Genomic DNA, 12,647 nt, shown 5'->3' on the forward strand with positions numbered 1-12,647 from the left:
CCCCGACCGCGCCTCCGGACGGCCTTGTGGGGTGACATGACGCGGCACGCACTAATCTTGGTGCCATGTCGAGCCCCGCCGAGCGGTACGCAGCGGCGCGCCGCAAGGCCGCACAAGCCGCACAGTTTCCGGCGCTGGACGAGTTCGCCCTCGAGTTGGGGTTCGACCTCGACGACTTCCAGCGGGAGGCGTGTCAGTCGCTGGAGCGGGGCAGCGGTGTGCTGGTCTGCGCTCCCACCGGCGCCGGTAAGACGGTGGTGGGGGAGTTCGCCGTCCACCTGGCGTTGCGGGGGCGGCCCGACGACCCGGTGCCCGCTGCCGACGCGACGACCCCACCGGCGCGGCGCAAGTGCTTCTACACCACGCCGATCAAGGCGTTGTCCAACCAGAAGTACCACGACCTGGTCGCCCGGTACGGCGTCGAGCAGGTCGGCCTGCTGACCGGTGACAACGCGATCAACGGCGACGCGCCGGTGGTGGTGATGACCACCGAGGTGCTGCGCAACATGCTCTACGCGGGCTCCAGCACCCTCCAGGGCCTCGCGTACGTGGTGATGGACGAGGTGCACTACCTGGCCGACCGGTTCCGCGGTGGGGTCTGGGAAGAGGTGATCATCCACCTGCCCGCCTCGGTCACCCTGGTCTCGTTGTCGGCGACCGTCTCGAACGCCGAGGAGTTCGCCGACTGGCTGGTCACCGTGCGCGGCGAGACCGCGGTGGTGGTCAGCGAGCACCGGCCGGTGCCGTTGTGGCAGCACATGCTGGTCGGCAAGCGGATGTTCGACCTGTTCCACGACGCCGACGCCGCCCGCAAGCACGACGTGCACCCTGAGTTGCTCCGCTACACCCGGGAGACCGCGCGGCGGCTGGAGTTGGGTGAGGGGCGCAGCGCCGGGCCCGGTGCCGGCCGGCGCGGCCCGCGCTGGCGTGGCCCGTTGCGCCCGGACATCGTCGACCGACTGGACCGCGAGGGTCTGCTACCGGCGATCCTGTTCATCTTCAGCCGGGCCGGTTGCGCCGCCGCGGTGCAGCAGTGTCTCGCGGCCGGACTGCGGCTCACCTCGGCGGAGGAGCGGGCCGAAATCCGCCGGGTCGTCGAGTCGCGGGTCGCCGCCATTCCCGGCGAGGACCTGTCGGTCCTGGGCTACTGGGAGTGGCTGGACGGCCTGGAACGCGGCCTGGCCGCCCACCACGCCGGCATGCTGCCGGTGTTCAAGGAGATCGTCGAGGAGCTGTTCGTCCGCGGCCTGGTCAAGGCGGTCTTCGCCACCGAGACGCTGGCGTTGGGCATCAACATGCCGGCCCGCTGCGTGGTGCTGGAACGGCTGGTCAAGTACAACGGCGAGGCTCACGTCGACCTGACCCCGGGGGAGTACACCCAGCTCACCGGGCGCGCCGGCCGCCGGGGCATCGACGTGGAGGGGCACGCCGTCGTGGTGTGGTCCCCGGAGACCGACCCACGGCAGGTGGCCGGGCTCGCGTCCACCCGCACCTATCCGCTGCGCTCCAGCTTCCGGCCGTCGTACAACATGGCGGTGAACCTGGTCGGCACCGTCGGCGCGGAGCCGGCTCGGGCCCTGCTGGAGTCCTCGTTCGCCCAGTTTCAGGCGGACCGGTCGGTGGTCGGCCTGGCCCGGCAGGTGCAGCGCAACACCGAGACCATCGAGGCGTACGGCGCGGAGGCCGCCTGCCATCACGGCGACTTCGACGAGTACTTCGCGCTGCGGGTGGCGATCGCCGACCGGGAGAAGGCGATCGCCCGGCAGGGGCAGACCCAGCGCAAGGCCGCCGCGGTGGCCTCGTTGGAGCGGCTGCGGGTCGGCGACGTGATCCGGGTGCCGTCGGGCCGGCGGGCCGGGCTGGCCGTGGTGCTGGACCCGGCGACCGGTGGGTTCGGTGAGCCCCGGCCGCTGGTGCTCACCCAGGATCGTTGGGCCGGGCGGGTCAGCCCCGGCGACTTCACCACTCCGGCCGAGGTGTTGGCCCGGATCCGGGTGCCCAAGCACTTCAACCACCGGTCCCCGGGCGCCCGGCGGGATCTTGCCGCCGAGGTCAGCGGCACCGGTTTGGATCGGCACGGTGGTCGACGCGGGGGCCGTTCCCGGCAGGTGGCCGGCGAGGACCACCAGATCACCCAGCTCCGCACCGAGTTGCGTCACCACCCCTGCCACGCCTGCCCGGAGCGGGAGGAGCACGCCCGCTGGGCGGAGCGGCGTCGGCGGCTGGAGCGCGACACCGAGGAGCTGCGCGAGCGCGTCAGTGGTCGTACGGGGTCCCTCGCGCGAACGTTCGACCGGATCGTGGCGCTGCTGACCGAGCGTGGCTACCTCGCCCGCGACGGGGCGGTCACCGACGCCGGTCGGATGCTGGGCCGGATCTGGACCGAGGCGGATCTGCTGGTCGCCGAGTGCCTGCGCCGTGGGGTCTGGAACGGATTGTCCCCGGCCGAGCTGGCCGCCGCGGTGTCAGTGGTGGTGTTCGAGGCGCGCCGCGATGTCGACGAACGGGCGTCGCTGCCGCGCGGACCGGTGGCCGACGCGGTGGACGAGACGCTGAAGCTGTGGGGGGAGATCGAGGCCGACGAGGCGGCGCGGGGGCTGACGGCGACCCGGGAGCCAGATCTCGGTTTCGCCTGGCCCGTCTACCGGTGGGCTCGGGGTGAGGCGCTGGCGAAGGTGCTCGGCAGCGGTCACGAGATCGATGGTGAGATGCCCGCCGGTGACTTCGTCCGGTGGGCCCGACAGGTCGTCGACCTGCTCGGTCAGATTGCCGACTCTGGCGGTGCCACAACGGAGCTGCGGTCGACGGCTCGACAGGCTATAGCGGCCGTCAATCGAGGTGTCCTCGCGTACCACACGTCAGCGTGACAGTCACGCTCAGTCATTTTCGGCTGTCGAATCGACGCAGCGGACGGTTACCGCAACCGCACGCCTCGGATGGCCCGGGGGGCACTGTTGCGCCTGATCACGGCACCCCTGATCATTGCCGAAGCGTCTTGTTGACGCGTGGGTAACGAATGGGGAGAAAGCCGCCGTGGCGGAGATCAATCACTTTGAGTACGGGTGGATCACGCCCGCGCTGAGCTACGCGCTGTCCGTGCTCGGTTCGATCCTCGGTCTGGTGTGCGCCGGGCGCATCCGCACGGCCCGCACGAACGGTCAGCGGGCGTGGTGGGGTCTGCTGTCCGCCTGGGCGCTGGGCGGCACCGCCATCTGGGCGATGCACTTCATGGCCATGCTCGGCTTCGCCGTCGAGAACACCCGGATCCGCTACGACGTGCCGCTGACCGCGGCCAGCACGGCCATCGCCGTGGTGGCGGTCGGCATCGGCCTGGCCATCGTGGGCACCGGCCGGCTGAATCCGGTACGCCTGATCGCCGGCGGCATCTTCACCGGCGCCGGCGTGGCCTCCATGCACTACACCGGCATGGCCGCCATGCGCCTCAACGGCAGCCTCGGCTACGACACGGTCCGGGTCGTGCTCTCGGTGGTCATCGCCGTGGTGGCGTCCACCGTCGCGCTGTGGCTCGCCATGACCGTCCGGCGGGGGTTGGCGATCTTCGCCTCCGCGCTGGTCATGGGAATCGCCGTCAACGGGATGCACTTCACCGGCATGAGCGCCCTGTCGGTGCACCGCCACGAACGGACGGGCGAGGTGACCGGCGCCGGGGTGAGCACCCTGCTGGTGCCGATCGTGCTGGCGGTGATCTTCGGGGTCGTCGGTCTGCTCTACGCGCTGCTCGCCGCCCCGACCGACGACGACCGGGCTGCCACCGCGTACCTGGACGGGCGGCGGCTCTCGGAGCCGGCGGCCCCGGCGCCCGCCGCTGCTCCCGACCCGGTCGGGTTGCGCGCCCGCTCCACCCTCGGCCAGCCCGGTACTCCGTTCCCGTCCCGCCGGGACACACCGCCGCGCTGACGTCGTGCGGCCGGCCCGCGCCGTGTTGCTGACGGCCTTATAGATCCGGCCGCCTCCGCGCCCGCTCAGGAGGCGGATCAGGCCGGCGGCCGGCCGGATCGGCTGCCGTCGATCGTGAGGGTGACCAGCAGTCCGGGGTGGTCGGTCGTCCCGTGCATGGGCACCAGACTGCGGCAGCAGAGCGTGATGTCGGTGGTCGCCGTGACGTGTTGCAGTCGGCCGTCGTCGACCCGCTGGTGGCCCGGCGGGGTGCAGGACCGCACGTCGGGGTCCTGGCCGGCGCGCAGGTTGAGGTCGCCACCCAGCACGGTGGGCTCGTACCCGTCGTCGCGGCCGATCGTCGGCAGGATGGTGTCGAGCAGGTGCTCGCACTGGGTGAGCGCGACGCGGTAGCCGGTGGCCGACAGGTGCGTGGTGCAGGCGAGCAGGACTCTGTCGACGTCGACGCAGAGCCAGGCTCGTTCCTCGGGGTCCCCGAGGTCCTGCGTCGGGTGGGTTCCGGCGTACACGGTGCGCGGGGTGGTTGGCGTCCGCACGTGGGTCAGCAGCCCGATGCCGAACCGTTGGCCGTTACGGCAGCGGGTGTCGTCGCCGCTCGGGCGGTCACCGGCGGCCTGGAACGCGGCCACGACGGTCCGCCCTGGGTGAACGGTTTGGAACACGCTCTGCAGGTCGGACACGTCGCCGGCGCAGATTTCGTTGAGGGTGACCAGGTCGGGCGCCTCGATGCTGATCACCTCGGCGGCCCTGGCCATCGCTCGACCGCTGTAGCAGCCGGCGCGGCCACTGTTGCAGAGGTTCAGCTGGAGCATCCGTAGGACCGTGGGCTGCGCGGCGTCGGTGGGCGCGGCCGGGGAGGCGGTCGGCCGGTTGGCCGGGAGCGCGGCGGCGGCGAGTAGACAGACCACAGCCAGGGCTCGGCGCAGGAACCGGTACGGACGGGCGGCCACACGAACTCCGGGGTGCATGAGGTGACAGTCATCGCCGGGGCGCCAGTGATCCTACTGGCGGCCGAATCGGCGATTCAGATCAGAGCGGTGGGTCGAGGGGGTACGCGCCGGGCGCGTACCCCCTCGGTTCGCTCAGTGGGCGCGGACCGCGACGGCCGTGTACGGCGTGGTGGGGGTCGGCGGTGTGGTGAACCGGGCGTTGGGCAGGTAGAGCCGGCCGAGCGCCTTGGCCACAGTGGTGGGTACGTCGAAGTTCGGATCGGTGATGGTGCTGGTGAGCGCTCCGGCGGTGCCGGCGTGGTTCAGCCGGACCACCGCGATCTGGTTGAGGCGGTTCTGCACGACGTAGAGGGTGCGGCCGAGCAGGAGAAGTCCGTCGCCGTTGGTGAAGGTGTGGCCCGGCACGTCCACGACTGTGCTCGCGCCGGTCGCCGGGTCGACCCGGTACAGCGTGCCGGTGCTGGACTGGACGACGATCAGCGCCCGGCCGTCCGGTGTGGTGGTAATGCCGTTGAGGTTCACCCCCGTGCCGACCTGCTCGTACGCGCCGGTCAGTGTGATCGTGCTGAAGGCGTCGGCGGGCGGCAGCGCCCCACGGCGACCGAGCGGCAGCCGGTAGAGCACCGGCCGGTTCGAGTCGGTGAAGTATGCCGCGTCGCGGGTCAGCACGACGTCGTTGACGAACGTCGGGGCGGTGGCGAACTGGTAGCGGGCCAGCACCTCGCCGGTGCGGGTGTCGAGCACGCGAGCGTCGCCAGCCGTGCCACCGGAGACGAAGAGCCGGCCACGTGGGTCGACCTTGAGGCCGAGCGACGGCGTGCCGGTGGCCGCGCCGATCGTCGTGCCCCGGCCGGTGACCAGGTCGACGCGCTGGATGGCACCGGTGGCGCGGGAGCCGAAGTAGGCGTACCGGCCCGCGGTGGCGATGCCCTCGGGCTGGAACCCGTCGGGGAGGGCGAGGACGGTTGGCGGCCGGTCTACGGGGTGCGCCTGCGCCGGCGCGACGGCGACGGTGGCCAGCATGACGGCGGTCAACGCGCCGCCGAGCGTGGTGCGGAGGGGACGGTTCACTGTGCTCCTTCCGGGCGGAAGCGGCACGAGCCGACACGTCCGCCACGTTCACTGGGGCCAGGACCCTCCCCACTGTACGACCGCTGGCGGGCGCCCGCCCGGCGTCACCGGCGCGGCCTTCGGGTGACCGCGCCGGTGAGCCCGTTTGGCGGGACGGAGGTCAGGCGTTGCGGACCAGCCTCCACCGGTTGTCCGCGCTGCCGTTGTCCGAATCCTGCACGGCCTGTGCGCCCCAGGCGGTCGACGCGTTCAGGATGCCGAGCAGCTTGTTGCTGTTGACGTTGCGGATCTTGTAGGTCCCGTCGCCGTTGTCCACGAGGATCCACCGGTGGTCCGCGGTGCCGTTGTCCGCCCATTGCAGGACGCGAGCGTTGTCGGCGGTGGACATGTTCTCCACACCCAGCACCTTGCCGCTGTGGACGTTGCGGAACCGGACCGCGTTGCCGTCGGTCACGACCACCCAGTTGTGGTCGGCGGTGCCGCTGTCGCTCCACTGCACGGCCAGACCACCGTCGGCGGTGGACATGTTCTGGACACCGAGAACCAGGCCCGTGCCGACGTTCTGCAGGCGGTAGCTGCCGCCGCCGCCGCTACCGCTACCCGTGGTGTTCCAGTAGACCGTGTAGTTGTAGCCGTGGGCGTCGTAGAAGGGGGCGAGGTTCACGGTGGACCCGTTGGCGCTGGCGGTGAACGCGAGCGAGCTGGTGCTGGTCCGGGTGATCGAGGAGACGGTGAGGGTGGGCAGGGTGCTCAGGGCCGTGTTGCCGTAGTTGCCGGCCAGCACCGTGGGGCCGTAGGTGACCGCGCCGACGTTGGCGTTGTCGTTGGCGGCCTTGACGGCGATCTGCATCGGCAGCCGCACGGTGATGGTGTCGCCCGCGGCCCAGGTGCGCGTGACAGTGGCGTAGCTGCCCGGGGTGGTGGTGACGTTCTCCACGGTGCCGTTGACGGCGATCGTCGCACCGCTGGTCCAGGACGGGATCCGCACCCGGATGCTCCAGGAGCCGCTCATCGAGCCGCTCAGGGTCAGCGTGGTGGTGTCACTGACCGGGAAGCTGGTGGTCTGGGTGACGGTGATGCCGCGCTGCGTCCAGTTCAGCACCGACGGCGTGAACAGGTTCACGCTCAGCGTGGTGCCGTTGTAGAAGTAGATGGAGTCCATCAACCTCGTGTTGATCTCCAGGCCGGTGCCCTGGCAGCACCAGAACGAGTTGTAGTCGGTGCTCCACGTGCCGCCACCCCAGGCCGGGCCCACACCCCGACGGCCACCCGGCCGCAGCGGGGTGAAGTAGGTGATGTGGCCGCGGCTGTCGGCCGAGTTCTGCCCGCCGATCAGGTGGTTCATCAGCGCGCGCTCGTAGTAGTCGAAGTAGTCGGCCCGGTTCGGGTCGAGCAGCCACAGCTCCCGGGTCAGTTTGAGCATGTTGTACGTGTTGCACTGCTCACAGGTGTCGTTGGTGAGGTAGCCGGCGATCGCGTTGGGCGGCCGGAAGTGCTCCGCCTGGCTGTTGCCGCCGATGGCGTAGGTGTGCGCGCCGACGGTGATGTTCCACGCGTTGCTGGCGATGTTCCGGTAACGGGTGGTCCCGGTGGCCTTGAACTCCCGGGCCGCGCCGATCCACTTGGGCACCTGCGTGTTGGCGTGCTTGCCGTTGAGCTGGTCCTGGTTGTTGGCCAGCGGGTCGAACACGCCGGCGTGGTCGAACCGCTGCGCGGTGGCGAGCCACCGGCTGTCGCCGGTCTGCTGGTAGATGTCGGCGAGCACGTCGTTCATGCCCCCGAACTCGGTGCCCAGCATCGACTGCATCTGACTGGAGCTCAGTCGGCTCGTCCGGGTGTCGACCCAGCCGGCGAGGGACAGCAGCACCGTACGGGCCTGGGTGTTGCCGATGTAGCGCCAGACGTCGAGCAGACCGGCGAGGGTCTTGTGGATGCAGTAGTAGGGCACGTTGCCGTTGGACAGCGTCCGTGCCTCGAGGGCGGTGAAGTCGGACTCCGGGAAGCCGGAGAGGTAACCCGCGCCGAACCCGGCGGCCCCGTTGTTCGCCTGGCACTTGGCCAGCTCGGCCACCATGTAGTTGGCCTTGTCCCGGCAGGTGGTGTCGCCGAGCACCGCGTACGCGTACGCCCACGCGCTCAGGAAGTGGCCCTGCATGTGGGTCCGGAACGGGAAGTTCGGCGCGTCCCAGCCCCCGTTGGTGGCGGCGCCGTTCGTGGACAGCCGGTGGTTGGCGCGGAAGTTGTAGAGCATCCGGTCGACGTCGACGAACCGCAGGTAGTTGAGCGTCCGCGACTGGTTGTCCATCCAGCGGCCGGAGGTCAGCCGCACCTGACCGAGGTCGAACGCGTACGCCGAGACGCCGATGTCGGCCCGGGCCGGGGGCACGATGGCGGCGGAGGCGCTTCCGGGGGTGACGGCGGCGCCGGTCGCGGAGAGCACCACTGTGGCGCCGGTGGCCTGAAGCAGGTTGCGGCGGCTGAGGGGCGGGGGTGGCATGGGGAACCTCCAGGTGGCCGGGTACGTCGGGGCCGCCATCGATGGCGGCGGGGGCGGTCGGCCGCAACGGGGCCGACAACGGATGCGGTGTGGTGGGGAACGCGGTCGCCGTGGACGCTGGGTGCCCACCCAAGCGCTTATCGCGGCACATCGATGTGATCGCTAACATAGTTCGTCGTTAACACACCCGCAACCCCCGGGGCGCCTCGTTGACTCATCCCGCGACAAGCTGACCCGGGGCGCGGGGCCACCGGTGGCAGCTATGGTCCGAAACGGACACCTGCCCGGCTCGCGACCACCAAAATGTGACTGTGTGTGACGGATGGCGGTGGGTGCGGAGCGAGCGCCCTCCCGTTGACGCCCGCCCGGTCGCTCAGTACGGTGCATCGTAAATCTTGGATGTCAACGTCGATACATGAATGCTGCGATGTGGTTACGACGGACATCCCGCGCCGCACAAAAATCCAGGTCAGATGGGGGAGGAGGCGCCCGGGAAACGCTGTTAGCGCTAACACTGCTGCCGGTCGTACTGCTCGGCGTGTGGACGGCACGGCACGTTCGAGCGGCAGCCAGGACAGCGGTGGCTCGCCGAGTCAGACATCGCGCACGGCGCACTCTCTGTGGGAGTAATCGTGAAGGTGAAAGATCGAACCACAACCCGGGCCACCCACCGGGCCAGGCGCGCCATCGCCTGGCTGGCGAGCATGGCTTGCGTCCTCGCACTGATCCCGGGCACGGCCAAGGCCGACAACCCCATCGTCCAGAACATCTACACCGCCGACCCGGCGCCGATGGTGCACAACGGCCGGGTCTACGTCTACACCGGACATGACGAGGACGGGTCCACCAATTTCACAATGCGTGAGTGGCGGGTCTACTCGTCCGCCGACATGGTGAACTGGACCGATCACGGATCGCCGATGAATCTGGCGACGTTCGCGTGGGCGGACGCCAACGCGTGGGCCGGGCAGGTCGTTGCGCGTAACGGAAAGTTCTACTGGTACGTGCCGGTGCGCCAGCGCTCCAACGGGCAGATGGTCATCGGCGTCGGGGTGGCCGACAGCCCGACCGGGCCGTTTCGCGACGCACTCGGTCGACCCCTGGTCGGCAACAACGAAATCGACCCGCACGCGTTCATCGATGATGACGGGCAGGCGTATCTGTACTGGGGTAACCCGGGTCTGTGGTACGTGAAATTGAACCCGGACATGATTTCGTTCTCCGGCAGCGCGACACGCATCCCACTGACGACGGCGGGGTTCGGTACTCGTAACGGTAATGCGAGTCGGCCGACCCTGTACGAGGAGGGCCCGTGGGTGTTCAAGCGCAACGGGTTGTACTACAACGTGTTCGCGGCGGAATGCTGCTCGGAGTTCATCGCCTACTCCACCGCGACCGGGCCGACGGGGCCGTGGACCTACCGGGGAACGATCATGCCCCGACAGGGCGCCAGCTTCACCAATCACGCGGGTGTGATCGAATTCCAGGGTGGTTCGTATTTCTTCTATCACAACGGAGCATTGCCGGGTGGTAGTGGTTACACCCGCTCGGTCGCTGTGGAGAAGTTCAGCTATACCAGCAATGGCCTGTTCCCGACGATCACGATGACGAACACCGGTGCCCCACAGGTGGGCACGCTGAACCCGTACGTGCGACAGGAGGCCGAGACGATCGCGTGGGGCTCGGGAATCGAGACCGAGGCGTCGAGCGAGGGCGGGATGAACGTCGGTTGGATCGAGAACGGCGACTACATCAAGGTCAAGGGCGTCGCGTTCGGCGCGGGTGCGACCTCGTTCAGCGCCCGGGTCGCGTCGGCCACCAGCGGCGGCCGGATCGAGGTTCGTCTCGACAGCGCCACCGGCCCGACCGTTGGCACCTGCGCAGTGGGTGGCACCGGCGGCTGGCAGACCTGGACCACCAGCACCTGCGCGGTCAGCGGAGCGACCGGCACCCATGATCTCTACCTGCGCTTCGCCGGCGGCAGCGGCAACCTGTTCAACATCAACTGGTGGCAGTTCGGCGGCACCGGCGGCGGCAGCGCCACCAACCTGCTCACCAACGGCGACGTGGAGAACGGCACGACGGGCTGGGGTGTGCACGGCAGCGGCACCCTCGCCAGGAACACCACACTCGCGCACGGCGGCAGCGGATCGCTGTCGATCACCGGCCGGACCGGTGCCTGGAACGGCCCCAGTCAGGACGTGACCGCCAAGCTCACCAACGGCAAGAGCTACACCACAAACGCCTGGGTACGAGCACAGAGCGGCACCCCGTCGGCGAAGGCGACGCTGTCGCTGACCGCGAACGGCACGACGAACTACCTCCAGCTGACGCCGGCGGTCGGGGTGAACGTCAACGGCTGGACCCTGCTCACCGGCACCGCGACCGTGTCGTGGAGCGGCACGCTGACCAGCGCCGCCTTCTACGTGGAGACGGCTGAGGGCACCGACAGCCTCCTGGTCGACGACGCCTCGTTCCAGTGAGGGTGCTGCCGGAGCCGTGATCGTACGGCTCCGGCAGCGACAGCGTCCCATCGGAGCGACCCGTGTTCGGTACGTCTGGTTACGACTTGACGAACGGCATGTTATCGCTCACAGTCGATGGTTGAGGGCGGCCGCTCCTGTGGTTCACCGGGCGAACCCGCTGTGGCCCCTCGGATTTCGACGTCCGCCCAGGGCATGCCGGACGTCGAGTCAGGACTTCCCGCACTGCTGCCGTGACGGCGACAGGTGCTGCCGTCTCCGATCTCGCAGCAGATTCGGCGCCGCGCCCCCATCGCTGCACCACCACAGACAAGGAATCCGCATGAAACACAGAAGAGTTCTGCGGGCGGCGGTGACCGTCGCGGTCACCGGCGCCCTCGCCGCGGGTATGACGATGGCGCTGACCACCTCGGCCAGCGCCGGCACCACCCTGCGAGCGTCCGCGGCCGAGAAGGGCCGTTACTTCGGCGCCGCCGTCGCGACGGGCAAGCTGTCCACCAGCGCGTACGTGACCGTATTGAACCGTGAGTTCAACAGTGTCGTGGCCGAGAACGAGATGAAGTGGGACGCCACCGAGCCGCAGCAGGGCCAGTTCCGGTACACCGGTGGTGACCGTCTGGTCAGTCACGCGCAGGCCAATGGCATGAGCGTGCGGGGTCACGCGTTGCTGTGGTATCAGCAGCAGCCGGGCTGGGCGCAGAGCATGTCAGGCAGCGCGTTGCGCAGCGCGATGATCAACCACGTCACCCAGGTCGCCACGCATTTCCGGGGAAAGATCCACTCGTGGGATGTGGTGAACGAGGCGTTCGCTGACGGTAACTCCGGGGCGCGTCGGGATTCGAATCTGCAGCGCACCGGTAATGACTGGATCGAGGCGGCGTTCCGGGCGGCGCGGGCGGCGGATCCGGGTGCGAAGTTGTGTTACAACGACTACAACACCGACGGGATCAACGCGAAGTCGACGGGGATCTACAACATGGTGCGGGACTTCAAGTCCCGTGGCGTGCCGATCGACTGCGTGGGCTTCCAGTCGCACCTGGGCACCTCGTTGGCCGGTGACTACCAGGCCAACCTCCAGCGGTTCGCCGATCTCGGTGTGGATGTGCAGATCACCGAGCTGGACGTGATGACCGGTGGCAACCAGGCCAACATCTACGGCGCCGTCACCCGCGCCTGCATGAACGTCTCGCGCTGCACCGGTATCACGGTGTGGGGAGTGCGGGACTGCGACTCGTGGCGTGGCTCGGACAACGCACTGCTGTTCGACTGCAACGGCAACAAGAAGGCCGCGTACACGAACGTCCTGAACGCCCTCAACGCCGGCCCGGCCATCCCGACGGACCCGCCGACCGATCCGCCGACCGACCCTCCGACGGACCCGCCGACCGATCCGCCGACGGACCCACCGGCGGTTGGTTGTTCGGCGTCGGTGTCACTGAACTCGTGGACCGGTGGATTCGTGGCCTCCGTGAAGGTGACCGCCGGCTCCGCCGGCACGAGCGGGTGGAACGTCGGCTTCACGCTCCCGAGTGGTGCCAGCGTCACCAACACCTGGAGCGCGACGGCCAGTGGCTCCACCGGCACTGTGCGGTTCGCCAACGTGAACTACAACGGCCGGCTCGGCGCGGGCCAGGTCACCGAGTTCGGCTTCCAGGGCACCGGCAGCGCCTCCGGCGTCACGCCGACCTGCACCGCCTCGTGATCACCCGATGACCGACTGAACGACCG

7 protein-coding genes are annotated in these 12,647 nt (G+C 69.4%); 4 read left to right on the forward strand and 3 right to left on the reverse strand.

Annotation, left to right across the window (positions count from 1 at the left end; all coding sequences use genetic code 11):
* Window positions 1-65 precede the first annotated feature (65 nt).
* Window positions 66-2,867, forward strand: coding sequence for a DEAD/DEAH box helicase (locus tag OHB44_RS16455; protein ID WP_330441160.1), 2,802 nt, complete (start codon window positions 66-68; stop codon window positions 2,865-2,867).
* 166 nt (window positions 2,868-3,033) lie between these two features.
* Window positions 3,034-3,918 (forward strand): MHYT domain-containing protein, encoded by an 885-nt coding sequence (locus OHB44_RS16460; RefSeq protein ID WP_238685796.1) that lies wholly within the window; start codon window positions 3,034-3,036, stop codon window positions 3,916-3,918.
* Between the two features lie 77 nt (window positions 3,919-3,995).
* On the opposite strand, the gene OHB44_RS16465 is transcribed toward OHB44_RS16460, so the two are convergent.
* From OHB44_RS16465 to OHB44_RS16475, 3 genes are all read right to left on the reverse strand, one after another.
* On the reverse strand, window positions 3,996-4,868 hold the full coding sequence (locus tag OHB44_RS16465) for an endonuclease/exonuclease/phosphatase family protein (protein ID WP_238685795.1): 873 nt from the start codon (window positions 4,866-4,868) through the stop codon (window positions 3,996-3,998).
* A gap of 132 nt (window positions 4,869-5,000) precedes the next feature.
* Window positions 5,001-5,939, reverse strand: a complete 939-nt coding sequence (locus OHB44_RS16470) for a superoxide dismutase (RefSeq protein WP_266302610.1) — start codon at window positions 5,937-5,939, stop codon at window positions 5,001-5,003.
* A 160-nt stretch (window positions 5,940-6,099) separates the two neighbouring features.
* On the reverse strand, window positions 6,100-8,436 hold the full coding sequence (locus OHB44_RS16475) for a beta-L-arabinofuranosidase domain-containing protein (RefSeq protein ID WP_238685793.1): 2,337 nt from the start codon (window positions 8,434-8,436) through the stop codon (window positions 6,100-6,102).
* Window positions 8,437-9,068: 632 nt separating this feature from the next.
* On the opposite strand from OHB44_RS16475, the gene OHB44_RS16480 reads away from it, so the two are divergent.
* Window positions 9,069-10,919: a family 43 glycosylhydrolase gene (locus OHB44_RS16480; protein WP_442932676.1), complete on the forward strand. Its 1,851-nt coding sequence runs from the start codon at window positions 9,069-9,071 to the stop codon at window positions 10,917-10,919.
* A 322-nt stretch (window positions 10,920-11,241) separates the two neighbouring features.
* Entirely contained in the window at window positions 11,242-12,621 is a 1,380-nt protein-coding gene (locus tag OHB44_RS16485; RefSeq protein ID WP_266302608.1) for an endo-1,4-beta-xylanase, read from the forward strand.
* Window positions 12,622-12,647: the final 26 nt, after the last annotated feature.

Source organism: Micromonospora sp. NBC_00821 (assembly GCF_036347035.1).
Lineage (GTDB): Bacteria > Actinomycetota > Actinomycetes > Mycobacteriales > Micromonosporaceae > Micromonospora > Micromonospora hortensis.

Excerpts from the sequence above, each read along its gene's own strand:
- OHB44_RS16485 (WP_266302608.1), top strand. The coding sequence starts at position 11,242 with ATGAAACACAGAAGAGTTCTGCGGGCGGCGGTGACCGTCGCGGTCACC.
- OHB44_RS16475 (WP_238685793.1), bottom strand. The coding sequence starts at position 8,436 with ATGCCACCCCCGCCCCTCAGCCGCCGCAACCTGCTTCAGGCCACCGGC.
- OHB44_RS16455 (WP_330441160.1), top strand. The coding sequence starts at position 66 with ATGTCGAGCCCCGCCGAGCGGTACGCAGCGGCGCGCCGCAAGGCCGCA.